The sequence below is a fragment of the Rhodoferax sp. RT5P35 genome (assembly GCF_056521385.1).
In genome coordinates this window covers 1-21,415 of record NZ_JBWMAX010000004.1, presented here as the reverse complement: position 1 = coordinate 21,415, position 21,415 = coordinate 1, and the positions used below count along the sequence as shown (strand labels likewise).

29 protein-coding genes and 1 tRNA gene are annotated in these 21,415 nt (G+C 57.2%); 27 read left to right on the top strand and 3 right to left on the bottom strand.

Features of this window, described 5'->3' with window-relative positions; genetic code table 11:
* Nucleotides 1-71: 71 nt before the first annotated feature.
* Nucleotides 72-503, top strand: coding sequence for a Cd(II)/Pb(II)-responsive transcriptional regulator (gene cadR, locus AC097L_RS06735; RefSeq protein WP_479585492.1), 432 nt, complete (start codon nucleotides 72-74; stop codon nucleotides 501-503).
* A gap of 264 nt (nucleotides 504-767) precedes the next feature.
* Here the strand turns inward: cadR and AC097L_RS06730 are convergent, their stop codons facing one another.
* From AC097L_RS06730 to AC097L_RS06720, 3 genes are all read right to left on the bottom strand, one after another.
* Nucleotides 768-1,034 carry a hypothetical protein gene (locus tag AC097L_RS06730; protein WP_479585491.1) on the bottom strand — a complete coding sequence of 89 codons (267 nt, stop codon included), beginning with the start codon at nucleotides 1,032-1,034 and terminating at the stop codon, nucleotides 768-770.
* A gap of 118 nt (nucleotides 1,035-1,152) precedes the next feature.
* A complete protein-coding gene (gene glpK, locus AC097L_RS06725) occupies nucleotides 1,153-2,646 on the bottom strand; it encodes a glycerol kinase GlpK (RefSeq protein ID WP_479585490.1) in 1,494 nt (497 codons plus the stop codon).
* Nucleotides 2,647-2,653: 7 nt separating this feature from the next.
* Nucleotides 2,654-3,421, bottom strand: coding sequence for a DeoR/GlpR family DNA-binding transcription regulator (locus AC097L_RS06720; RefSeq protein ID WP_479585489.1), 768 nt, complete (start codon nucleotides 3,419-3,421; stop codon nucleotides 2,654-2,656).
* Nucleotides 3,422-3,569: 148 nt separating this feature from the next.
* Here AC097L_RS06720 and AC097L_RS06715 point away from each other — a divergent pair, with 148 nt between their 5' ends.
* The 26 genes from AC097L_RS06715 to AC097L_RS06590 all read left to right on the top strand — a co-directional run bounded on the left by AC097L_RS06715 (nucleotide 3,570) and on the right by AC097L_RS06590 (nucleotide 21,202).
* Nucleotides 3,570-4,655 (top strand): ABC transporter ATP-binding protein, encoded by a 1,086-nt coding sequence (locus tag AC097L_RS06715; protein ID WP_479585488.1) that lies wholly within the window; start codon nucleotides 3,570-3,572, stop codon nucleotides 4,653-4,655.
* Nucleotides 4,655-5,725, top strand: coding sequence for an ABC transporter ATP-binding protein (locus tag AC097L_RS06710; RefSeq protein ID WP_479585487.1), 1,071 nt, complete (start codon nucleotides 4,655-4,657; stop codon nucleotides 5,723-5,725). The genes AC097L_RS06715 and AC097L_RS06710 overlap by 1 nt, the downstream gene beginning before the upstream one ends.
* Entirely contained in the window at nucleotides 5,722-6,615 is an 894-nt protein-coding gene (locus AC097L_RS06705; protein WP_479585486.1) for a carbohydrate ABC transporter permease, read from the top strand. The genes AC097L_RS06710 and AC097L_RS06705 overlap by 4 nt, the downstream gene beginning before the upstream one ends.
* Nucleotides 6,608-7,420, top strand: a complete 813-nt coding sequence (locus tag AC097L_RS06700) for a carbohydrate ABC transporter permease (RefSeq protein ID WP_479585485.1) — start codon at nucleotides 6,608-6,610, stop codon at nucleotides 7,418-7,420. The genes AC097L_RS06705 and AC097L_RS06700 overlap by 8 nt, the downstream gene beginning before the upstream one ends.
* Before the next feature lie 21 nt (nucleotides 7,421-7,441).
* Complete coding sequence (locus AC097L_RS06695) at nucleotides 7,442-7,750, top strand: DUF2160 domain-containing protein (protein WP_479585484.1); 309 nt, start codon at nucleotides 7,442-7,444, stop codon at nucleotides 7,748-7,750.
* An 89-nt stretch (nucleotides 7,751-7,839) separates the two neighbouring features.
* Nucleotides 7,840-9,570 (top strand): ABC transporter substrate-binding protein, encoded by a 1,731-nt coding sequence (locus AC097L_RS06690; protein ID WP_479585483.1) that lies wholly within the window; start codon nucleotides 7,840-7,842, stop codon nucleotides 9,568-9,570.
* 129 nt (nucleotides 9,571-9,699) lie between these two features.
* A complete protein-coding gene (locus tag AC097L_RS06685) occupies nucleotides 9,700-11,298 on the top strand; it encodes a glycerol-3-phosphate dehydrogenase/oxidase (protein ID WP_479585482.1) in 1,599 nt (532 codons plus the stop codon).
* Nucleotides 11,295-12,116, top strand: a complete 822-nt coding sequence (locus tag AC097L_RS06680; RefSeq protein WP_479585481.1) for an HAD-IIB family hydrolase — start codon at nucleotides 11,295-11,297, stop codon at nucleotides 12,114-12,116. The genes AC097L_RS06685 and AC097L_RS06680 overlap by 4 nt, the downstream gene beginning before the upstream one ends.
* A 202-nt stretch (nucleotides 12,117-12,318) precedes the next feature.
* On the top strand, nucleotides 12,319-12,687 hold the full coding sequence (gene rplN / locus AC097L_RS06675; protein WP_068674584.1) for a 50S ribosomal protein L14: 369 nt from the start codon (nucleotides 12,319-12,321) through the stop codon (nucleotides 12,685-12,687).
* Between the two features lie 9 nt (nucleotides 12,688-12,696).
* A complete protein-coding gene (gene rplX, locus AC097L_RS06670; protein ID WP_479585480.1) occupies nucleotides 12,697-13,017 on the top strand; it encodes a 50S ribosomal protein L24 in 321 nt (106 codons plus the stop codon).
* 2 nt (nucleotides 13,018-13,019) lie between these two features.
* Nucleotides 13,020-13,559, top strand: a complete 540-nt coding sequence (gene rplE / locus AC097L_RS06665) for a 50S ribosomal protein L5 (protein ID WP_315192382.1) — start codon at nucleotides 13,020-13,022, stop codon at nucleotides 13,557-13,559.
* An 8-nt stretch (nucleotides 13,560-13,567) separates the two neighbouring features.
* Entirely contained in the window at nucleotides 13,568-13,873 is a 306-nt protein-coding gene (gene rpsN / locus AC097L_RS06660; RefSeq protein WP_295959399.1) for a 30S ribosomal protein S14, read from the top strand.
* A 21-nt stretch (nucleotides 13,874-13,894) separates the two neighbouring features.
* A complete protein-coding gene (gene rpsH, locus AC097L_RS06655; RefSeq protein ID WP_295959402.1) occupies nucleotides 13,895-14,290 on the top strand; it encodes a 30S ribosomal protein S8 in 396 nt (131 codons plus the stop codon).
* A gap of 16 nt (nucleotides 14,291-14,306) precedes the next feature.
* Nucleotides 14,307-14,840 carry a 50S ribosomal protein L6 gene (gene rplF / locus AC097L_RS06650; RefSeq protein WP_315191933.1) on the top strand — a complete coding sequence of 178 codons (534 nt, stop codon included), beginning with the start codon at nucleotides 14,307-14,309 and terminating at the stop codon, nucleotides 14,838-14,840.
* A gap of 11 nt (nucleotides 14,841-14,851) precedes the next feature.
* Nucleotides 14,852-15,217, top strand: a complete 366-nt coding sequence (gene rplR, locus AC097L_RS06645; protein WP_295959407.1) for a 50S ribosomal protein L18 — start codon at nucleotides 14,852-14,854, stop codon at nucleotides 15,215-15,217.
* 17 nt (nucleotides 15,218-15,234) lie between these two features.
* Complete coding sequence (rpsE, locus tag AC097L_RS06640) at nucleotides 15,235-15,759, top strand: 30S ribosomal protein S5 (RefSeq protein WP_092757617.1); 525 nt, start codon at nucleotides 15,235-15,237, stop codon at nucleotides 15,757-15,759.
* A gap of 14 nt (nucleotides 15,760-15,773) precedes the next feature.
* Complete coding sequence (gene rpmD / locus AC097L_RS06635; RefSeq protein WP_092757618.1) at nucleotides 15,774-15,956, top strand: 50S ribosomal protein L30; 183 nt, start codon at nucleotides 15,774-15,776, stop codon at nucleotides 15,954-15,956.
* A 9-nt stretch (nucleotides 15,957-15,965) separates the two neighbouring features.
* On the top strand, nucleotides 15,966-16,397 hold the full coding sequence (gene rplO, locus AC097L_RS06630; protein ID WP_479585479.1) for a 50S ribosomal protein L15: 432 nt from the start codon (nucleotides 15,966-15,968) through the stop codon (nucleotides 16,395-16,397).
* A gap of 23 nt (nucleotides 16,398-16,420) precedes the next feature.
* On the top strand, nucleotides 16,421-17,737 hold the full coding sequence (secY, locus tag AC097L_RS06625) for a preprotein translocase subunit SecY (RefSeq protein WP_295959414.1): 1,317 nt from the start codon (nucleotides 16,421-16,423) through the stop codon (nucleotides 17,735-17,737).
* Nucleotides 17,738-17,823: 86 nt separating this feature from the next.
* Nucleotides 17,824-17,937, top strand: a complete 114-nt coding sequence (gene rpmJ, locus AC097L_RS06620) for a 50S ribosomal protein L36 (RefSeq protein WP_028820150.1) — start codon at nucleotides 17,824-17,826, stop codon at nucleotides 17,935-17,937.
* A 23-nt stretch (nucleotides 17,938-17,960) separates the two neighbouring features.
* Entirely contained in the window at nucleotides 17,961-18,326 is a 366-nt protein-coding gene (gene rpsM / locus AC097L_RS06615) for a 30S ribosomal protein S13 (protein WP_295959417.1), read from the top strand.
* An 18-nt stretch (nucleotides 18,327-18,344) separates the two neighbouring features.
* The gene (gene rpsK, locus AC097L_RS06610) at nucleotides 18,345-18,749 is read left to right on the top strand and encodes a 30S ribosomal protein S11 (RefSeq protein WP_092757621.1); all 405 of its coding nucleotides are present in this window, start codon (nucleotides 18,345-18,347) and stop codon (nucleotides 18,747-18,749) included.
* Between the two features lie 107 nt (nucleotides 18,750-18,856).
* The gene (gene rpsD / locus AC097L_RS06605; protein WP_295959421.1) at nucleotides 18,857-19,480 is read left to right on the top strand and encodes a 30S ribosomal protein S4; all 624 of its coding nucleotides are present in this window, start codon (nucleotides 18,857-18,859) and stop codon (nucleotides 19,478-19,480) included.
* Nucleotides 19,481-19,588: 108 nt separating this feature from the next.
* Nucleotides 19,589-20,581: a DNA-directed RNA polymerase subunit alpha gene (locus AC097L_RS06600; protein ID WP_295959425.1), complete on the top strand. Its 993-nt coding sequence runs from the start codon at nucleotides 19,589-19,591 to the stop codon at nucleotides 20,579-20,581.
* 124 nt (nucleotides 20,582-20,705) lie between these two features.
* Entirely contained in the window at nucleotides 20,706-21,104 is a 399-nt protein-coding gene (rplQ, locus tag AC097L_RS06595) for a 50S ribosomal protein L17 (RefSeq protein ID WP_315191949.1), read from the top strand.
* A 21-nt stretch (nucleotides 21,105-21,125) separates the two neighbouring features.
* Nucleotides 21,126-21,202, top strand: a tRNA-Met gene (locus tag AC097L_RS06590).
* Nucleotides 21,203-21,415 lie beyond the last annotated feature (213 nt).

The window sequence follows — 21,415 nt, the reverse complement described above, 5'->3', positions numbered from 1 at the left end:
CTGGATGCAGGCTGTGTCCATTAGGCAACCTGAAGCTACTATAGAGTCAACTGCTATTTGGGGAAGACCTTATGAAGATAGGCGAATTGGCGCAAGTGGCCCAGTGCACGGTGGAGACAGTGCGGTATTACGAGAAGGAAGGGCTGTTGCCCACGCCCGCCCGCACCGCGGGCAACTTCCGGATCTACGGCCCGGCGCATGTGGAGCGGCTGCGGCTGATCCGCAATTGCCGGGCACTGGACATGAGCCATGCGGAAATCCACTCTCTGCTGGCGCTGGCCGATGGGCCCGCCGAAGATTGCAGCGCGGTCAACGCGGTGTTTGACCAGCACATCGCCCATGTGGACGAGAGGATTCGGGAACTGGCGCAACTGAAGCTGCAGTTGGCGGCCCTGCGCCAGCGCTGTAGCGCGGACCAGGCGGTGGATGCCTGCGGCATTCTGCAAGGGCTTGCAGCCATGGAGCTGGAGGCCTCGCCGGTGCGGCACACACATCTGGGATGACGTGCCCAGATATATTAGCTAAATGTGGCTCTAGCGCATGTTATGTATGCGCTATTAGCTATTAATAGTATAGCAAATAAAAAAGGAGGCAGGCCTCCTTTTTTGGTAGAACGAATGGTTTCGCGCCAGGCTAACCCAACGCTAAATACAGGCCTTTCTCTCACCAAAGATACCGTGGAACCGGCTTTGCCGGGCCACTGGTATCGCCCCCTGCAAGGGGGTTGGCGAAAGAAGCGAAGCTCTGTAGCCTGGGGGTGAGCCCAGTTATTTCGCGCCGTTGGCCAATTCGTGGCGGTCGGCTGCGGCAAACAGGTCGGCGGCAAAGCCACGGTCGCTGTCGGCGTAAGACTCGGCCATCATGCGGACTTGTTCGGCTTCTTCGAACACAGTCAGTGCGCGTGGCGCAGCGGTTTTGAACAGCGTGGCGGATACGGCGGCAACCAGGTTGGTGGCAGCGGTAAAAAGTTCTTGCAGGGCAGAACTGACAGGGGCATTGTTGGCGCGGGTCAGTTGCAGGGTATTGGTGGACATGGTGTTTACTCCTAAACATCGGGTTGACGTTGGAGTGAATTATGGGGTTAACCCTAGTCATGTGCCAGTACTTTCCTAGGGTTTACCCTCTAGTGTCTTTTTTTTGTGAACTAAGAGCTCACTCCAAAACCGTCTGCCGTACCGCGTGCTCCCAGCGTGCCATCAATTCCGTAGCACGTTGTGTGCCCAGCGTGGGCAGAAAGCGCCGCTCGGCCCGCCACAGCGCGGCCAACTCATCGGTGTTGCGGTACACGCCCACCGCCAGCCCGGCCAGGTAGGAGGCCCCCAGGGCGGTGGTTTCGGTCACCGCCGGGCGGATTACCGGGATGCCCAGCAGATCGGCCTGGAACTGCATCAGCAAGTCGTTCACGCAGGCGCCGCCGTCTACCCGCAGCTCGGCCACGGGCATGCCCCCGGCCTGCACCGCGTCGCGGCCCATGGCCAGCAGCAGGGCGGCGCTCTGGTAGGCGATGCTCTCCAGCGCGGCGCGGGCGATGTGTGCCAGGGTGGTGCCACGGCTCAGGCCGGTGATGCTGCCGCGCGCCTCGGGCTTCCAGTAGGGTGCACCCAGTCCGGTGAAGGCGGGCACAAACATCACGCCGCCGGAGTCGGGCACGCTTTGGGCCAGGCTTTGCACCTCGCTGCTGCTGGGGATGGCCTTGAGGCCGTCGCGCAGCCACTGCACCACCGCGCCGCCCACGAATACGCTGCCTTCGATGGCGAATTCGGGCTGCGCCGACGGCTGGGCTGCGCTGGTGGTCAGCAGGCCGTTGTGCGAGGTCTGGAAGGTGCTGCCGGTGTGCATCAGCATGAAGCAGCCGGTGCCGTAGGTGTTTTTGGCCATGCCAGCCTTGAAGCAGGCCTGGCCGAACAGCGCACTTTGCTGGTCGCCCGCCACACCGCCGATGGGGATGGCGTGGCCCAGCAAGGCGGGGCTAATCTCGCCGTAGATGGCACTGCTGGGTTTGACGGCAGGCATCAGGCTGGCCGGAATGTCCAGCGCGGCCAGCAGCTCGGCATCCCACTGGTTGGTGTGCACGTTGAACAGCATGGTGCGCGATGCGTTGCTGACGTCGGTGGCGTGCACCCCGCCCTCGGTAAGCTGCCACATCAGCCAGCTGTCGATGGTGCCAAACGCCAGCTCGCCACGCTCAGCCTGGACGCGGGCGTTGGGTACGTGGTCCAGCAGCCATTTGAGCTTGGTACCCGAGAAGTAGGCATCCACCAGCAGCCCGGTTTTGCGCTGTATCACATCGGCCAGGCCATCGGCGCGCAGTTGCACGCAGGTGGGCTCGGCGCGCCGGTCTTGCCACACGATGGCGTGGTGGATGGGTTGGCCGGTGGCGCGGTTCCACACCACGGTGGTTTCGCGCTGGTTGGTGATGCCGATGGCACGGATGTCTTTGGCCGCCAGCCCAGCCTGGGCCAGGGCTGCACGGGCGGTGGTGAGCTGGGTGCGCCAGATCTCCATGGGGTCGTGCTCCACCCAACCGGGCTGCGGAAAGATCTGCGGCAGTTCGAGCTGCGACTGGCTGACGATGTGGCCGTCGGCGTGGAAGACGATGCTGCGCGAACTGGAGGTGCCCTGGTCGAGGGCGAGGAGGTAGGTCATGGTGGGTCTAGTCAATCGCAATGTGGTTGCGCACCTGGGCATCGCGCAGCAGGGCGGGAAAGGGCTCGGGTACGGGAGCGTCGGTAAATAGGCGGTCGATTTGCGACAGAGTGGCCACTTCAACCATGGCCGGGCGGTTGAACTTGCTGCTATCGGCGGCCAGCCAGACCTCGCGGGCGTGGCGGATGATGGCCTGCGAGACCTTGACTTCGCGGTAGTCGAAGTCGCGTAGCGTGCCGTCTATTTCTATGGCCGAAATGCCGATCAGCGCAATGTCCACCTTGAACTGCCGTATGAAATCTATAGCAGCTTCGCCGACCACACCGCGGTCGCGGCCGCGCACCACGCCACCCGCAATGATCACTTCGCAGTGTGGGTTGGCGCTCAGGATGGTGGCCACGTTCAGGTTGTTGGTGATGACGCGCAGGCCCTTGTGTTGCATCAGGGCCTTGGCGATAGCCTCGGTGGTGGTGCCGATGTTGAGGATCAGCGAGCAGTCGTTGGGCACCTCGGCGGCCACGGCACGGGCAATGCGGGCCTTGCCTTCGGCGTGCAGGTTTTCACGCTGCGGGTGGGCGATGTTTTCTATGGTGGAGCTGGGTACGCGCACGCCGCCGTGGAAGCGGGTGAGCAGGCCGTCGTCGGCCATGCGCTGCACGTCGCGGCGTACCGTTTGCAGGGTGACGCCCAGTTTTTCCGCCAGTTGGTCCACGGTGACGGAACCCTGGGCTTGCACGGCTTGCAGTAACAGCAGTTGTCGGGGGTTGGGGTTCACAAATGTTCGTTTTGGGTAGATGTCGTGACAGCGACTTTAAAACGAAAGACAAAGAACCAACCAAGGGTTGTTACTAAGAAAAAAGAAACGTAAACGAACAATAATTATCAAATTCGAAGATTCGCGTAAATTTTAGTAAAGGAACATGATGCAGTTGAGCTTAGAAGGCATCAGCAAAAAGGTGGGGGCGCAGACGTGGCTGTACGAGATGGGTATTGCCCCCCAGCCTGGCGCGGTCACCGTGCTGCTGGGTGCCACCCAGGCCGGCAAGACCAGCCTGATGCGCATCATGGCGGGTCTGGATGTACCGACCCACGGCCGGGTCAAGGTGGACGGCGTCGATGTGACGGGCCAGCCGGTGCGCGAGCGCAATGTGGCCATGGTCTACCAGCAGTTCATCAACTATCCCTCGCTCAAGGTACGCGACAACATCGCCTCGCCGCTGAAGCTGCGCGGTGAAAAGAACATGGACCAGCGGGTCCGTGAACTGGCCGAGAAGCTGCATATCGAAATGTTTTTAGACCGTTATCCGGCCGAGCTGTCGGGCGGGCAACAACAGCGCGTGGCTTTGGCCCGCGCACTGGCCAAAGCCGCTCCGCTGATGCTACTGGACGAGCCCCTGGTCAACCTTGATTACAAGCTGCGCGAAGAGCTGCGCGAAGAGCTGAGCTCGCTGTTTGCAGCCGGTGAATCCACCGTGGTCTACGCCACCACCGAGCCGGGCGAAGCCTTGCTGCTGGGCGGCTATACGGCGGTGATGGATGCCGGTGAGTTGCTGCAGTACGGCCCTACAGCAGAGGTGTTCCACCAGCCCAAGTCGCTGCGTGTGGCCCGGGCATTCAGTGACCCGCCGATGAATCTGGTGGTCGCTAACACCGCATCTGGTGGCGTACAACTGCAGGCTGGGCCGCTGTTGTCGTTGACCTTGCCGCCCACGGTGGCGGGGGGCTTGACGGTGGGTTTGCGCGCGAGTGCGCTGCGGGTGCAGCCCCGTCCTGGCGACGTGGTGTTGAACGGGCATGTCGAACTGGCCGAGATTTCGGGCTCGGACACCTTTGTGCACGTCTCCACGCCTATCGGTGAGCTGGTCGCCCAGCTTACGGGTGTGCATTACTTTGAACTGGGCACGGCTTTGACTTTGTACTTTCACGCTACCCAGGCCTATGTGTTTGATGCCCAGGGCGCTTTGCTGCTGGCCCCCTTGCGGAACGTGAAAGCTGGAGGAGTTGCGTAATGGCCCGCATTGAACTCGATCTGGCGCACGCTTACCGCGCCAACCCCACGCAAGACAGCGATTACGCGCTGCTGCCGCTGAAGATGACATTCAACGACGGTGGTGCCTATGCCTTGCTAGGCCCATCGGGCTGCGGCAAAACTACCATGCTGAACATCATGTCCGGCCTGCTGGCCCCCTCGCAGGGCACCGTGCTGTTTGACGGCGTGGATGTAACCCGCGCATCACCACAAGAGCGCAACATTGCCCAGGTGTTCCAGTTCCCGGTGATCTACGACACCATGACGGTAGCGGAGAACCTGGCCTTCCCGCTGCGCAACCGCAAGGTGCCGCAGGCGCAAATCGACAAGCGCGTGGGCGAGATTGCCGAGATGCTGGAGATGAGCGGCCAACTGAACCAGCGCGCGGCGAATCTGGCGGCAGATGCCAAGCAAAAGATTTCGCTAGGCCGTGGCCTGGTGCGGCCGGACGTATCGGCTGTGCTATTTGACGAGCCGCTGACCGTGATCGACCCGCACTTGAAGTGGCAACTGCGCCGCAAGCTCAAGCAGATCCACCGTGAACTCAAGCTGACGCTGATCTACGTGACCCACGACCAGGTGGAGGCGCTGACCTTCGCCGAGCAGGTGGTGGTGATGACACGTGGCCGTGCCGTGCAGGTGGGCTCAGCCGATGCGCTGTTCGAGCGGCCCAGCCACACCTTTGTAGGCAACTTCATCGGCTCGCCCGGCATGAACTTTCTGCCCGCGCAGGCGACGGGCGATGCGCTGAAGGTCGCCGGTGCGCAATGGCTTCTGCCCCGCGCTTTACCCACGGGTGCGCTCAAGCTGGGGGTACGGCCCGAATACGTGTCGCTGGCAGTGCCCGCGACTCCGGGAGCCCTGCTGTGCACGGTATCCAAGATCCAGGACGTGGGCACCCACGTGATGCTGACCGCCGCCGTGGATGGCCAGGCGCTCAAAGCCCGGCTCAGCCCGGAAGTCCAATTGCCCGCAGTGGGCGAAGTTGTCTGGTTGCAGGTGCTCGGCGAGCACACCTGCTTCTACCAAAATGAGGAAATCGTTGGATGAGCACTACCACTAAACCTGTGAACCAGAAGGCCTGGTTCTTGATCTTGCCGGTGCTGGTCTGTGTGGCGTTTTCCGCCATCATTCCGCTGATGACCGTGGTGAACTATTCGGTGCAAGACATCATCTCGCCCGAGCGCCGCGTGTTCGTGGGCACCGAATGGTTTGTAGCGGTGATGCGCGACGAAGAGCTGCATGCCGCGCTGCTACGCCAGCTGACCTTTTCGCTGTCGGTACTGGCGGTGGAACTGCCGCTGGGTGTTTTGCTGGCCTTGTCCATGCCTGCCGATGGCTGGAAAGCTTCGGTGGTGCTGGTGATTGTGTCCCTGTCGCTGTTGATCCCCTGGAACGTGGTGGGCACCATTTGGCAGATTTTTGGCCGCTCCGACATCGGGCTGCTCGGAGCGACGCTGCTGTGGTTGGGTATTGACTACAGCTACACCGGCAACGCGACCCACGCCTGGTTGACAGTGCTGGTAATGGATGTGTGGCACTGGACGCCGTTGGTGGCCTTGCTGGGCTATGCGGGCTTGCGCTCCATTCCCGATGCGTACTACCAGGCCGCACGGATCGACGGGGCCAGCAAGTTTGCTGTGTTCCGCTACATCCAACTGCCCAAGATGCGCGGCGTACTGATGATCGGCGTGCTGTTGCGCTTCATGGACAGCTTCATGATCTATACCGAGCCCTTTGTGCTAACGGGCGGCGGGCCCGGCAATGCCACCACCTTCCTGTCGCAGTTTCTGACGCAAAAAGCGGTGGGCCAGTTTGACCTGGGCCCAGCCGCAGCGTTTTCATTGATCTACTTTTTGATCATCCTGCTGCTGTGCTTTATTTTGTACAACTGGATGCAGCGGGTAGGCACCCAAGAAAAAGAAGGCGGCCATGAATAAACCCAAGTTTCAAAAGCGGACGATCTTTCTGTTCGCCTACATCCTCTTCGCGCTGCTGCCCATCTACTGGATGGTCAACATGTCGTTCAAGACCAACCAGGAAATCGTGGCCAGTTTTTCGCTGTTTCCCCAGCATCTCACCTGGGACAACTACCACACCATCTTGACCGATCCATCGTGGTACTCGGGCTATATCAACAGCCTGATCTACGTCAGCATGAACATGGTGATCACCCTCACCGTGTCCCTGCCTGCGGCGTATGCGTTTTCGCGCTACAGCTTCCTGGGCGACAAGCATGTGTTCTTCTGGTTGCTGACCAACCGCATGACCCCGCCTGCGGTGTTCTTGCTGCCGTTTTTCCAGCTCTACACCACGGTGGGTCTGATGGACACGCACCTGGCCGTAGCGCTGGCGCATTTGCTGTTCAGCGTGCCGCTGGCGGTGTGGATTTTGGAAGGCTTCATGAGCGGCATTCCGCGCGAGATCGACGAGACGGCGTATATCGACGGCTACACCTTTCCGCGCTTTTTCCTCACCATCTTCCTGCCGCTGATCAAGGCCGGTGTGGGCGTAGCGGCATTCTTCTGCTTCATGTTCAGCTGGGTCGAATTGCTGCTGGCCCGCACCCTGACCAGCGTCAATGCCAAGCCCATCGTGGCCACCATGACACGCACCGTATCGGCATCCGGCATGGACTGGGCCACGCTGGCGGCGGCGGGTGTGCTGACCATCGTTCCAGGTGCCATCGTGATCTGGTTTGTGCGGAACTACATCGCCAAGGGATTCGCCATGGGGCGGGTGTGATAGGTCTAACAGGAGATTTGTATGTTTGAGTGGATGGCGTGGACCTTGCCGGTCGCAGTGTTTTTTATTTGCATCGCGCTGATGCTGGCGGGTATGACGGTGTGGGAGATCAAGTCGCCCACCACCTTGCGGCGCGGCTTTTTGCCAATGGAAACCACCCGGGGTGACCGCCTGTTCATTGGCTTGCTGAGCGCAGCCTATGTGAATCTGGCTTTTGTGGGCCTGAGTGGCAAGTTTGCCGAGTGGTTCCAACTGGACGGCGATCCGTCGATCTGGATCAGCTTTGGGGTGTCCATGGCAGTTTTGGCGCTGGTCATGCGCAAAGGTTAAGCAATTGGTTTCCAGGATTCGGCTTTTATTTCCCCCAAAGCCGAGCAGCCTTTTTTCGAAATGGGGGTACACCAATGAGGAGACGAGACATGAAGATGCGTTATTCCATACTGGCTATTGCAGCGGTTTGCGCGCTGACCGGCCACGCTTTCGCCGATGAAGCGGCGGCCAAGAAGTGGATCGACAGCGAGTTCCAGCCTTCGACCTTGAGCAAGGATAAGCAAGCGGCTGAAATGAAGTGGTTCATGGATGCCGCCAAGAAGCTGCAAGCCAAGGGCGTAAAAGAGATTTCGGTGGTTTCCGAGACCCTGACAACCCACGAATACGAGTCGAAAACCCTGGCCAAGGCGTTTGAAGAAATCACCGGCATCAAGGTCAAGCACGACGTGATCCAGGAGGGCGATGTCGTCGAAAAACTGCAGACCTCGATGCAGTCGGGCAAGTCGATTTACGACGGCTGGATTTCGGATTCGGACTTGATCGGCACGCACTACCGCTACGGCAAGATTCTGGCGCTGTCGGATTACATGACAGGCACCGGTAAAGAGTTCACCAACCCGGATCTGGACCTGAAGGACTTCATCGGCACCAGCTTTACCACTGCGCCTGACAAGAAAATGTACCAACTGCCCGACCAGCAGTTTGCCAACCTGTACTGGTTCCGCGCCGACCTGTTCGCGCGCCAGGACCTGAAGGACAAGTTTAAGGCCAAGTATGGCTATGACCTGGGTGTGCCACTGAACTGGAGCGCCTACGAAGACATCGCCGCCTTCTTCAGTGAAGACGTTAAAACCATCGACGGCAAGCCTATCTATGGCCACATGGACTACGGCAAAAAAGACCCGTCGCTGGGCTGGCGCTTCACCGATGCCTGGCTGTCCATGGCCGGTGCGGCCGACGTAGGTATTCCCAACGGCATGCCGATTGATGAGTGGGGCATCAAGGTGGCCGACGACAAGTGCACACCGGTCGGTGCATCGGTTTCGCGCGGCGGTGCCACCAATTCGCCAGCAGCCGTGTATGCTTTGACCAAGTACATCGACTGGATGAAGAAGTTCGCGCCCAAGGAAGCCATGGGTATGACTTTCGGTGAGTCGGGCCCGGTGCCTGCGCAAGGCCAGATTGCCCAGCAAATCTTCTGGTACACAGCCTTTACCGCCGATATGGTCAAACCCGGCCTGCCCGTGGTGAACGCCGATGGCACGCCCAAATGGCGCATGGCCCCCGGCCCGAATGGTCCGTACTGGAAGCCCGGCATGCAAAACGGCTACCAGGACGTGGGTTCGTGGACCTTCTTCAAGGACCACGATGCCAACAAAGTGGCGGCTGCCTGGCTGTACGCCCAGTTCGTGACCAGCAAGACCGTATCGTTGAAGAAGTCCATCACCGGCCTGACCTTCATCCGCGACAGCGATATCCGCGCCGACTACTTTACGCAGAACGCCAACAAATATGGTGGTTTGATTGAGTTCTACCGCAGTCCGGCGCGTGTGGCCTGGACCCCCACCGGTACCAACGTGCCGGATTACCCCAAGCTGGCGCAACTGTGGTGGAAAAACGTGGCCGAGGCAGTGACGGGTGAAAAGACGCCGCAAAAAGCCATGGACAACCTGGCCGACGAGATGGACAACGTGATGTCCCGCCTCGAACGTGCGGGTATGGCCCATTGCGCCCCCAAGCTGACCCCCAAGGGCGATCCGAACAAGTACCTGAGCGATGCACATGCTCCCTGGAAGAAGCTGGCGAACGAAAAGCCCAAGGGTGAAACCATTGCCTACGACACGCTGCTGAACGCGTGGAAGAATGGCAAGGTCCGTTAACGTGAGAGCGTTAACACAGATGCCATAAGTTGTATGCGTCTGGCCGCGTGGACTCTGTGCACGCGGCTTTTTTTTTGGCCCGGCACGCTTCGCGCTTGGTGGGCTTGTTTGATTGGTGAAATTTAGGTTATGACACTCGCATCCCCACCCCTGGCTACCCAGCGTTCTGCGTTGATGGCGCAATTGACCGCCCCCGCCCGCTTTGATGTGGTGGTGATTGGTGGCGGGGCCACCGGTCTGGGCGTAGCGCTGGATGCTGCAGCACGAGGATTCAGCGTGGCCCTGGTCGAGTCGCATGACTTTGCCAAAGGCACCTCGTCGCGGGCGACCAAACTGGTGCACGGCGGCGTACGCTATCTGGCCCAGGGCAACATCGCCCTGGTGCGCGAGGCGCTGCACGAGCGCACCACGCTGCTGCACAATGCGCCTCACCTGGCCCAGCCGCTGGCTTTTGTCATGCCCTCGTACAAGTTGCTGGATACGCCGTTTTACGGCATTGGTTTGAAGATGTATGACGCACTGGCGGGCAAGGCAGGCCTGGGGCCCACAGAATTTTTAGGGCGCAATAAAACCCTACAGTACCTACCTACCGTCCAGGCCCACGGCCTCAAGGGCGGGGTGAAGTATTGGGATGGCCAGTTCGACGATGCGCGCTTGGCCCTGGTGCTGGCCCGCACGGCCGCCGCCTACGGTGCGGTGGTGGTCAATTACTGCGCCGCCACCGGTTTGCTGCATGAAGACGGCAAGGTCGCCGGTGTGCACTGCGAAGACCGTGAAACCGGTGCCAAGATCACCTTGCGGGCAAGTTGCGTGGTGAATGCCACGGGCGTATGGGTCGATGCGTTCCGCCAGCAAGACGGCGAAGCCACGGGCCGGGTGGCCAAACCCATGGTGGCCCCCAGCCAGGGCGTGCACATCGTGGTGGACCGCGAGTTTCTGCCCGGCGACCACGCCATGCTGGTGCCCAAGACGGCCGATGGCCGGGTGCTGTTTGCCGTGCCGTGGCTGGGCAAGGTCATTCTGGGCACCACAGACACACCGCGTGAGGACCTGGCCCGCGAGCCGCAGCCGTTCAAGGAGGAGGTGGAGTTCATTTTGAGCGAATCCGCCCGCTATCTCAGCCGGGCCCCACAGCGCGCTGATGTGAAAAGCGTCTGGGTCGGCTTGCGTCCGCTGGTAAAGCCCCAGGACGACGATGGCGGCAACACCAAGGGCATCAGCCGCGAGCACACGGTGCTGGTCAGCAAAAGCGGCCTTGTTACCGTGACCGGCGGCAAGTGGACCACGTACCGCGCTATGGCCGAGGATGTGTTGGACAAATGTTTCGAGGCGCATTTGCTGCAGCCGCGCAAGCCCGGCACAACTTCCACCTTGCGATTGGTGGGGGCCGGTGCAGCTGTGGATGCGCTGCGTCCTAAGATCAGCGACGCACCTGGTCTACACGCCTACGGTACCGAGCAAGCTCTCGTCCAGGCCTTGCCCGGTGGTGACCGTTGGCTGGGGGGCGGGGTTACTGAGGGCATGGTGCGTTTCGCGGCACGCTTTGAATACGCCCGCACCGTGGAAGACGTGCTGGCCCGCCGCAGCCGCCTGTTGTTCCTGGACGCACGGTTGGCTGCCAGTTTGGCTCCGGCTGTGGCCGAAATCTTGCAAGAAGAAACCGGTGTCGATCCGCAAACCGATGCGTTTGTTGCTTTGGCGCAACTCTATGTGACCCTGCCCGCGTGAAGCCGCTGGCGCAATGGCCATTGGTGGCGCGGCGCGGCTTGGTGGGCGTGCTGACTGACATCGACGACACCCTGACCACCCATGGATCCATCACCGCCGACGCGCTGCAGGCCCTGGCAGATTTAAAGGCGGCGGGTTTGGTGGTCATTGCCATTACCGGTCGCCCTGTGGGTTGGAGCGAACCTTTCGCGTGCACCTGGCCGGTTGATGCGATCGTGGCAGAAAACGGCGCTGTGGCGCTACAAAATTTAAGCCAAATAGGCCTCCAGCCCACGTTTTGTCTGCATGGACAGCTATCAAAACTGTATATCCAGGATGCCGCTACGCGCCGCAGCAACTTTGCGCGCATGCAACAAGTTGCGCAGCGTGTGCTGGCCGAAGTGCCCGGGGCCCGGCTGTCGGAAGACTCGGCAGGTCGCGAAACCGATATCGCCTTCGACCACAGCGAATTCACCCACCTGCCACCCGACAAGATCGCCCTGGTCGTGGCCATTTTGCAATCTGAGGGCATGCACGCTACCGTCAGCTCTATCCACATCAATGGCTGGTTTGGCGGGCATAACAAATGGGTGGGGGCGTGCTGGATAGTCCAGACTTTGCTGGGCCGCGACTTGGCCGCAGAGCGCGATCTATGGGCTTACGTAGGCGACTCGACCAATGACCAGCGCATGTTCGAGGCCTTGCCAAACAGTATTGGAGTCGCCAATGTACGGCGGTTTGAGGCGCAGATGGCCTGCAAACCCCGCTACATCACCCACTATGAGCGGGGTGTGGGCTTTGCAGAGGTGGCTTTGGCCGTGCTAGCTGCACGTGAATAGGGGCAACACCGGGTTTTTCTTAGTGGGGTGTTGACGCATAGCCAAATACTCTGCATAATCGAGGGCTTCGCTCCTAAAAAGCGATGCTTCTGCCCAAAGGAAGCGCTATGAGTGGTTTGTAGCGTGGACGACGGGCCCAAGACTGATCAGGCGAGTTAGCTTCCAAGCTGGCTCAACTGATGCAAGTTGGGAAAACATAGACATGATCCAAACTGAATCCCGGTTAGATGTTGCCGACAATACTGGCGCGAAATCCGTTCTCTGCATCAAGGTGCTGGGCGGGTCCAAGCGTCGCTATGCTAGCGTTGGCGACGTCATCAAAGTGAGTATCAAAGAAGCCGCTCCTCGTGGTCGCGTCAAAAAAGGCGAGATCTACAGTGCAGTGGTGGTGCGCACGGCCAAAGGCATCCGTCGTGCAGACGGTTCGCTGGTCAAATTCGACGGCAACGCAGCAGTGTTGCTCAATGCAAAGCTGGAGCCCATCGGCACCCGCATCTTTGGACCCGTGACGCGCGAATTGCGTACCGAAAAGTTCATGAAGATCGTGTCCTTGGCTCCTGAAGTTCTGTAAGGACGCAACATGAACAAAATTCGCAAAGGCGATCAAGTCGTTGTGCTCACCGGGCGCGACAAGGGTAAGCGCGGCACCGTGGCGCTGCGCAAAGATGACTCGTATGTGTTGGTCGATGGTATCAACATGGTCAAGAAGCACGCTAAGCCCAACCCCATGAAGGGTGAGGCCGGCGGCATCATTGAAAAGAATATGCCCATTCACCAGTCCAACGTAGCCATCTTCAATGCGGCTACCGGCAAGGCTGATCGTGTTGGAATCAAGTTGCTGGCAGATGGCAAGCGCACACGCGTTTACAAGTCTAGCGGCGAAGAAATCAAGGTTGCATGAGCATGGCACGTCTACAACAACTCTATCGCGACAAAGTCGCTCCCGAGCTGATGGCCAAGTTTGGCTATACCTCGCCGATGCAGGTTCCACGCTTCACCAAGATCACCCTGAACATGGGTGTGAGCGAAGCGGTATCCGACAAGAAGGTCATGGACAACGCGGTTGCCGATTTGACCAAGATTGCAGGCCAACGTCCTGTGGTGACCAAGGCCAAGAAAGCTATCGCTGGTTTCAAGATCCGTGAAGGCCAGGCCATTGGTTGCATGGTGACTTTGCGCGGCGTGCAGATGTTTGAGTTCCTGGACCGTTTCGTTACCGTGGCTCTGCCCCGTGTACGTGACTTCCGCGGCATCTCTGGTCGTGCTTTCGATGGCCGTGGTAACTACAACATTGGCGTGAAAGAGCAGATCATTTTCCCTGAAATCGAGTACGACAAGGTCGATGCCTTGCGCGGTCTCAATATCAGCATCACGACAACGGCCAAGAATGACGAAGAGTGCAAAGCACTGCTCGCCGGGTTCCGTTTTCCGTTCAAGAACTGAGGTGACGTGTGGCTAAACAAGCTCTGATTCAGCGTGAACTCAAGCGTGACCAATTGGTTGCCAAGTACGCAGCAAAACACGCAGAGTTGAAAGCAATTTCGACCGATGCCAAGAAGACCGACGACGAGCGTGCTGCGGCTCGCTTGGCTTTGCAAAAGCTTCCACGCAATGCAAACCCGACGCGCCAACGTAACCGTTGCGCCATCACGGGTCGTCCTCGTGGAACATTCCGTCAGTTTGGCTTGGCTCGCGCAAAAATTCGCGAACTGGCTTTTGCTGGCGACATCCCCGGTATGGTCAAGGCCAGCTGGTAAGTAAGGCAGGAGAACCTAAACATGAGTATGAGTGATCCCATCGCCGACTTGCTGACACGCATCCGCAACGCGCAAATGGTGGCCAAAACGACTGTATCGATTCCTTCATCCAAAGTGAAGGTCGCGATTGCCCAAGTCTTGAAAGACGAAGGCTACATTGATGGCTTCCAGGTGAAAACCGAAGCTGGCAAAAGCGAACTCGAAATTACCTTGAAATATTACGCCGGTCGCCCTGTGATCGAGCGTATTGAGCGCGTTAGCCGTCCCGGCCTGCGTGTTTACAAAGGCCACGGCGCCATTCCACAAGTCATGAATGGCTTAGGTGTGGCAATTGTTACCACTCCGCAAGGCGTGATGACGGACCGCAAAGCCCGCGCAACCGGTATCGGTGGCGAAGTCTTGTGCTACGTCGCTTAAGCAGGAGAACTAGCAAATGTCTCGCGTAGGAAAAATGCCTGTTGCTATCCCCGCTGGTGTGGATGTAGCAATCAAGGACGATCAAATTAATGTCAAGGGCACCGGCGGTTCGCTGTCGTTGACCCAAAATGCGCTGGTTACCGTGACCAATGACGCTGGCAAACTCACGTTTGTCCCCGCCAATGAGTCCCGCGAAGCCAATGCCATGTCGGGCACCATGCGACAGCTGGTGAACAACATGGTCGTCGGTGTGACCAAGGGTTTCGAGAAGAAGCTGAGCCTGGTTGGCGTGGGTTACAAGGCCGCCGCCCAAGGTGCCAAGCTGAACTTGGCTGTGGGTTACTCCCATCCTGTCAATATTGACATGCCTGCTGGCATCACCGTGGCAACCCCCACCCCGACGGAAATTCTGATCAAGGGTGCGGACCGCCAACGTGTGGGCCAAGTGGCTGCTGAGATTCGTGCGATCCGTCCTCCCGAGCCTTACAAGGGCAAGGGCATCCGTTATTCGGATGAGAAGATCACGATCAAAGAAACCAAGAAGAAATAAGGAGCCGCAACATGTTGACCAAAAAAGAACAGCGTCTCCGCCGTGCGCGTCAAACCCGTATCCGTATTGCAACCCAGGGCGTTGCACGCCTGACGGTGAACCGTACCAACTTGCACATCTACGCCAGTGTTATTTCTGGCGACGGTGCCAAGATTCTGGCCAGCGCATCGACCGCCGAAGCGGCTGTGCGCAAAGAGCTAGGTGGTGCTGGCAAAGGTGGCAACACCACCGCAGCACAAGCCATTGGCAAGCTGATTGCTGAAAAAGCAAAGGCTGCTGGTGTTGAAAAAGTAGCGTTTGATCGCTCAGGTTTTGCGTACCACGGACGCGTCAAAGCGCTTGCCGATGCTGCCCGCGAAGCTGGCTTGCAGTTCTAAGCAGATCGGAATAAATCATGGCTAAAGTTCAAGGAAAAATGCAGGGTAAGGCTGAAGGGCCTGAAGACGGCCTGCGTGAAAAGATGATCGCGGTCAACCGCGTTACCAAGGTGGTCAAGGGTGGCCGCATTCTTGGTTTCGCAGCTTTGACCGTGGTGGGTGACGGCGAGGGTCGCGTTGGCATGGGCAAGGGCAAGTCGAAAGAAGTGCCTGCTGCTGTGCAAAAAGCGATGGAAGAAGCCCGCCGCAACATGGTGAAAGTCACACTGAAAAACGGTTCCGTTTTCCACAAAGTGACTGGCCAACATGGCGCAGCCAACGTGATGATGGCACCGGCCCCCAAGGGTACCGGCATCATCGCAGGCGGCCCTATGCGCGCAGTGTTTGAAGTGATGGGTATCACCGATATCGTGGCCAAGAGCCATGGTTCGTCGAACCCGTACAACATGGTGCGTGCCACCTTGGATGCATTGCGTAATTCGACCACTCCTTCGGACATTGCTGCCAAGCGCGGCAAAAACGTCGAAGAAATCTTCGTCTGAGCAAGGTTATCCAAATGACAACGCAACAAACACTCAAAGTGACGCTGGTTCGCAGCCCGATTGGTACCAAAGAATCGCACCGTGCAACCGTTCGTGGCTTGGGTCTGCGCAAGATTCGCAGCGTAAGCGAACTGCAAGACACGCCCGAAGTCCGCGGCATGATCAACAAGATCAGTTATCTGGTCAAAATCATCTAAGGATCGACGATGGAACTCAATGGCATTAAGCCCGCAGCGGGCGCAAAGCACGCCAAGCGTCGCGTTGGTCGCGGCATTGGCTCTGGCCTGGGCAAGACCTCTGGTCGTGGCCACAAGGGTCAAAAATCCCGTGCAGGCGGCTACCACAAGGTCGGTTTTGAAGGCGGTCAAATGCCTATGCAACGCCGTTTGCCCAAGCGTGGTTTCAAGTCGCATTTGCTGAAGTACAACGCTGAAGTCACTCTGGAAGCGCTGGAAAAGCTGGGCTTGTCTGAAGTAGACGGTTTGGCACTGAAGCAAGCAGGTTTGATTTCTCAGATGGCTAAGGTCATCAAGGTCATCAAAACCGGCGAACTGACCAAGGCGATCAAGTTCACGGGTATTGGTGCTACGGCAGCAGCTAAGGCGGCTATTGAAGCCGCCGGTGGCAGCCTGGTTTAAGTTTTTGTTGAAGGAAACGTTCGGTGGCAACTAGCGCTCAAATCGCAAAGACGGGTAAGTTCGGCGACCTGCGTCGTCGCTTGGTGTTTTTGCTGCTCGCGCTGGTTGTCTACCGTGTCGGTGCACACATTCCTGTGCCTGGTATCGATGCAACGCAACTGCAGCAGCTTTTCAAGGGCCAACAAGGCGGCATATTGAGTTTGTTCAATATGTTTTCTGGCGGCGCGCTGTCTCGTTTCACAGTCTTCGCCTTGGGCATCATGCCTTACATTTCGGCCTCCATCATCATGCAATTGATGGGTTATGTAGTCCCGATGTTTGAACAGATGAAGAAGGAGGGCGAATCCGGTCGTCGCAAAATTACCCAGTACACACGCTATGGCACGTTAGGCCTCGCGTTGTTTCAGTCACTGGTGATTGCTACGGGCCTGGAGAGTTCGCCGGGCTTGGTGTTGTCTCCTGGATTCGGTTTCCGGATGACAGCGGTTGTCAGTTTGACTGCTGGAACCATGTTTCTGATGTGGTTGGGTGAGCAAATTACAGAGCGCGGTTTGGGTAATGGAATTTCCATACTGATTTTCGCCGGTATCGCGGCTGGATTGCCGGGCTCCATCGGTGGTTTGCTGGAGTTGGTGCGCACCGGTGCAATGAGCATCATCGCCTCCATCTTTATTGTTGCAGTGGTTGCCTTGGTTACTTACTTTGTCGTGTTCGTTGAGCGCGGTCAAAGAAAGATTCTGGTGAATTACGCACGGCGGCAGGTGGGTAATAAGGTATACGGCGGACAGTCTTCGCACTTGCCTTTGAAGCTCAACATGGCTGGTGTGATTCCTCCGATCTTTGCTTCATCCATTATCTTGTTGCCTGCAACAGTTGTGAATTGGTTTAGCGCTTCTGAATCGTTGCGCTGGTTGAAAGACGTTGCAGGGATGCTGAGTCCTGGACAGCCGGTGTACGTGTTGTTTTATGCCAGTGCCATTGTATTCTTCTGCTTTTTCTACACGGCCTTGGTATTTAACAGCCGTGAAACAGCAGACAACCTGAAGAAAAGCGGTGCGTTTATTCCTGGCATTCGCCCAGGTGAGCAAACCGCCCGTTATATCGACAAGATATTGCTTAGGTTGACTTTGGCAGGTGCTGTATACATCACCTTTGTATGTTTAGTTCCGGAAATATTGGTCTTGAAATACAACGTGCCATTTAATTTTGGTGGAACGTCGCTGCTCATTATTGTGGTGGTGACAATGGATTTCATGGCCCAGGTTCAAAACTACATGATGTCTCAACAGTATGAGTCATTGCTGAAAAAGGCTAACTTCAAGTCTTCTGCCAATGCGTAATTGGTAGGTGATAAGTTGGTCGTGGGTTCTGGTGTTTTGTTCCAGAGAATTCAATCGCACGGTATTCAGAGTTTTAGGAGAATTTAATGAGAGTTTCAGCTTCGGTTAAGAAAATTTGCCGCAACTGCAAAGTCATCCGGCGTAAGGGCGTGGTTCGTGTGATCTGTACAGATCCACGCCACAAACAGCGTCAAGGTTGATAGAAAAGTTTTAGAGGACGCACATGGCACGTATCGCTGGTATTAATATTCCGCCGCAAAAGCATTCCGAAATCGGCTTGACCGCTATTTTCGGCATCGGTCGCACCCGCGCTCGCAAGATTTGCGAAGCTTGCGACATTGCATATTCCAAGAAAGTCAAAGACTTGACCGATGCAGATCTGGAAAAGATCCGCGACCAAATCGCTCTCTTCACCATTGAAGGCGATTTGCGTAGAGAAACCACGATGAACATCAAGCGATTGATGGACATCGGCTGCTACCGTGGTTTCCGCCACCGTCGCGGTTTGCCGATGCGTGGTCAGCGTACGCGTACCAACGCACGCACCCGCAAGGGACCGCGCAAGGCTGCAGCTTCATTGAAGAAATAAAGGGATTGAGAGATCACTATGGCAAAAGCTCAGCAAAGCAACGCATCGCAGCGCGTACGTAAGAAGGTTCGCAAGAACGTGTCTGACGGTGTTGCGCACGTGCACGCATCATTCAACAATACAATCATCACGATCACTGATCGCCAAGGCAATGCGTTGTCTTGGGCTTCTTCCGGTGGCCAGGGTTTCAAGGGTTCGCGTAAATCGACCCCATTTGCTGCCCAGGTTGCTTCTGAAGTGGCTGGTCGTGCCGCCATTGAACAGGGTATCAAGAATCTTGATGTCGAAATCAAAGGTCCGGGTCCCGGTCGTGAATCTTCGGTTCGCGCTTTGGGTGCACTCGGTATCCGCATTACCTCGATTGCAGATGTGACTCCCGTTCCACACAACGGTTGCCGCCCTCAAAAGCGTCGTCGCATTTAACCTCGCCGGAATTCATTTCGGTTCGGTCTTCATAAGCCCACCGCCATCTGCATTGTGCAGATGGCTCCTACGTTTCTGCGTGGAAGATAATATTTAAGGACGCTCAAGTGGCACGCTATCTCGGTCCCAAGGCCAAACTCTCCCGCCGTGAAGGCACTGATCTTTTCCTGAAAAGCGCCCGTCGCTCGATCAGCGATAAGGCTAAATTCGACTCCAAGCCAGGTCAACACGGCCGCACTTCCGGTGCCCGTACTTCTGACTTCGGTTTGCAGCTGCGCGAAAAGCAAAAAGTAAAGCGCATGTACGGTGTGTTGGAGCGTCAGTTCCGCCGCTATTTTGAAGAAGCCGATCGCCGCAAGGGTAATACCGGTGCCAATTTGTTGTTCCTGTTGGAATCGCGGCTGGACAACGTCGTATACCGTATGGGCTTTGGCTCTACGCGCGCTGAAGCACGCCAGTTGGTGTCGCACAAGGCGATGACGGTGAACGGGCAGTGTGTGAATATACCTTCGTACATGGTTAAGACCGGTGACGTAGTGGCTGTTCGTGACAAGTCGAAGAAGCAGAACCGTATTGTTGAGGCCCTGCAATTGGCGCAACAAGTGGGCTTGCCAGCTTGGGTGGAAGTCAGCATTGAAAAGACCGAAGGTATTTTCAAGAAGGTACCGGACCGCGATGAATTCGCTTCTGATGTCAACGAATCCCTAATCGTTGAGTTGTATTCGCGTTAATTTCGCATTTGTCGTTTGATTTTGTTCCTAGGCTGCGGGGCACTGCGGTCTAGAACCAACACTTGCCTTACCGGTGTAACGAGCTGGGGGTATTGAGAGGAAGCATGCATGCAAACTAATTTGCTGAAACCCAAAGCCATCAACGTTGAGCAACTGGGCCACAACCGTGCGAAAGTTGCGTTGGAGCCGTTTGAACGCGGTTACGGGCACACATTGGGTAATGCACTACGCCGCGTACTGTTGTCGTCCATGGTGGGTTACTCGGCAACCGAAGTGACCATTGCAGGCGTGCTGCATGAGTACTCTTCGATTGACGGTGTTCAAGAAGATGTTGTGAACATTTTGTTGAACCTCAAAGGCGTTGTTTTCAAACTGCACAACCGCGATGAAGTTACCCTGAGCCTGCGTAAAGACGGCGATGGCGTGGTCACTGCGGCTGACATCCAGACTCCGCACGACGTTGAAATCATCAATCCAGACCACGTGATTGCCCATTTGTCGCAAGGCGGCAAGCTGGACATGCAAATCAAGGTCGAAAAGGGCCGCGGTTATGTTCCAGGAAGTATGCGCCGCTATGCGGATGAGCAAACCAAGTCGATCGGCCGTATTGTGCTGGATGCTTCGTTTTCGCCCGTCAAGCGCGTGAGCTACACCGTCGAGAGCGCTCGCGTTGAGCAGCGTACAGACCTGGACAAGCTGGTGGTGGAGATCGAAACCAATGGTGCGATCTCGGCAGAAGACGCAGTGCGCGCATCGGCTAAAATACTTGTTGAACAGCTCGCAGTATTTGCGCAGTTGGAAGGCAGTGAATTGGCCGGCGTGTTTGAACAACCCGCGCCGCGTGGCAACACGCAGTTTGACCCGATTCTGTTGCGTCCTGTGGATGAGCTGGAATTGACGGTTCGCTCCGCGAACTGCCTGAAGGCCGAGAACATTTATTACATCGGTGATCTGATCCAGCGCACCGAAAATGAACTGCTCAAGACCCCTAATCTGGGTCGCAAATCGTTGAATGAAATCAAGGAAGTTCTCGCTTCGCGCGGTCTGACCTTGGGTATGAAGCTTGAAAGCTGGCCACCGGCTGGTTTGGACAAGCGTTAATTGGAAATTTGGCTGGTGCAGCACTTCGGTGCTGCGTTGGTCCTTAAAAATGTCCTGCAAAGGACACGTGCAACGCGCAGTACCTGATCCGGCTGTGCGTCAAAATAATTGAAAGGAATGCACCATGCGCCACGGACACGGACTTCGTAAACTTAACCGCACCAGCTCGCACCGCCTCGCTATGCTGCGCAACATGATGAACTCGCTGATTGAGCACGAGGCCATCAAAACTACTTTGCCTAAAGCAAAGGAACTGCGTCGTGTGATCGAGCCTATGATCACTTTGGCCAAAGAAGCGACTGTTGCTAACCGCCGCCTAGCTTTTGATCGTTTGCGTGACCGCGATAGCGTGACCAAGTTGTTTAACGATCTGGGCCCCCATTTCAAAGCCCGTCCAGGCGGTTATACCCGAATCTTGAAGATGGGTTTCCGAGTGGGTGACAATGCGCCTATGGCATTCGTGGAACTGGTTGACCGTGCTGATGTAAAAGAAGCTGTAGAAATATCTGCAGACCAAGCATAAGCTGCTATAATAGAAAAATACCGCGCGATGGAGCAGCCTGGTAGCTCGTTGGGCTCATAACCCAAAGGTCGTAGGTTCAAATCCTACTCGCGCAACCAATCAGTGGTACTTCGGTATTACGAATTAAAAAACCCACCTTGTGTGGGTTTTTTAATTTCTGCCTTACGTTAAATTCGCTACACAAACGGTTGTGTGTAAGCGTCCGGCGAACCCATCTTGAACTGAGCCCTTTCCACTCGCAAGATCGTGTGCACGCAACAGATCGTGCACACCATGCTTAAAGATTCAGAGATTTCCAGAGATACAACCCG

Excerpts from the sequence above, each read along its gene's own strand:
- cadR (WP_479585492.1), top strand. The coding sequence starts at position 72 with ATGAAGATAGGCGAATTGGCGCAAGTGGCCCAGTGCACGGTGGAGACA.
- AC097L_RS06730 (WP_479585491.1), bottom strand. The coding sequence starts at position 1,034 with ATGTCCACCAATACCCTGCAACTGACCCGCGCCAACAATGCCCCTGTC.
- glpK (WP_479585490.1), bottom strand. The coding sequence starts at position 2,646 with ATGACCTACCTCCTCGCCCTCGACCAGGGCACCTCCAGTTCGCGCAGC.
- AC097L_RS06715 (WP_479585488.1), top strand. The coding sequence starts at position 3,570 with ATGCAGTTGAGCTTAGAAGGCATCAGCAAAAAGGTGGGGGCGCAGACG.
- AC097L_RS06710 (WP_479585487.1), top strand. The coding sequence starts at position 4,655 with ATGGCCCGCATTGAACTCGATCTGGCGCACGCTTACCGCGCCAACCCC.
- AC097L_RS06705 (WP_479585486.1), top strand. The coding sequence starts at position 5,722 with ATGAGCACTACCACTAAACCTGTGAACCAGAAGGCCTGGTTCTTGATC.
- AC097L_RS06700 (WP_479585485.1), top strand. The coding sequence starts at position 6,608 with ATGAATAAACCCAAGTTTCAAAAGCGGACGATCTTTCTGTTCGCCTAC.
- AC097L_RS06695 (WP_479585484.1), top strand. The coding sequence starts at position 7,442 with ATGTTTGAGTGGATGGCGTGGACCTTGCCGGTCGCAGTGTTTTTTATT.
- AC097L_RS06690 (WP_479585483.1), top strand. The coding sequence starts at position 7,840 with ATGAAGATGCGTTATTCCATACTGGCTATTGCAGCGGTTTGCGCGCTG.
- AC097L_RS06685 (WP_479585482.1), top strand. The coding sequence starts at position 9,700 with ATGACACTCGCATCCCCACCCCTGGCTACCCAGCGTTCTGCGTTGATG.
- rplN (WP_068674584.1), top strand. The coding sequence starts at position 12,319 with ATGATCCAAACTGAATCCCGGTTAGATGTTGCCGACAATACTGGCGCG.
- rplX (WP_479585480.1), top strand. The coding sequence starts at position 12,697 with ATGAACAAAATTCGCAAAGGCGATCAAGTCGTTGTGCTCACCGGGCGC.
- rplE (WP_315192382.1), top strand. The coding sequence starts at position 13,020 with ATGGCACGTCTACAACAACTCTATCGCGACAAAGTCGCTCCCGAGCTG.
- rpsH (WP_295959402.1), top strand. The coding sequence starts at position 13,895 with ATGAGTATGAGTGATCCCATCGCCGACTTGCTGACACGCATCCGCAAC.
- rplF (WP_315191933.1), top strand. The coding sequence starts at position 14,307 with ATGTCTCGCGTAGGAAAAATGCCTGTTGCTATCCCCGCTGGTGTGGAT.
- rplR (WP_295959407.1), top strand. The coding sequence starts at position 14,852 with ATGTTGACCAAAAAAGAACAGCGTCTCCGCCGTGCGCGTCAAACCCGT.
- rpsE (WP_092757617.1), top strand. The coding sequence starts at position 15,235 with ATGGCTAAAGTTCAAGGAAAAATGCAGGGTAAGGCTGAAGGGCCTGAA.
- rpmD (WP_092757618.1), top strand. The coding sequence starts at position 15,774 with ATGACAACGCAACAAACACTCAAAGTGACGCTGGTTCGCAGCCCGATT.
- rplO (WP_479585479.1), top strand. The coding sequence starts at position 15,966 with ATGGAACTCAATGGCATTAAGCCCGCAGCGGGCGCAAAGCACGCCAAG.
- rpmJ (WP_028820150.1), top strand. The coding sequence starts at position 17,824 with ATGAGAGTTTCAGCTTCGGTTAAGAAAATTTGCCGCAACTGCAAAGTC.
- rpsM (WP_295959417.1), top strand. The coding sequence starts at position 17,961 with ATGGCACGTATCGCTGGTATTAATATTCCGCCGCAAAAGCATTCCGAA.
- rpsK (WP_092757621.1), top strand. The coding sequence starts at position 18,345 with ATGGCAAAAGCTCAGCAAAGCAACGCATCGCAGCGCGTACGTAAGAAG.
- AC097L_RS06600 (WP_295959425.1), top strand. The coding sequence starts at position 19,589 with ATGCAAACTAATTTGCTGAAACCCAAAGCCATCAACGTTGAGCAACTG.
- rplQ (WP_315191949.1), top strand. The coding sequence starts at position 20,706 with ATGCGCCACGGACACGGACTTCGTAAACTTAACCGCACCAGCTCGCAC.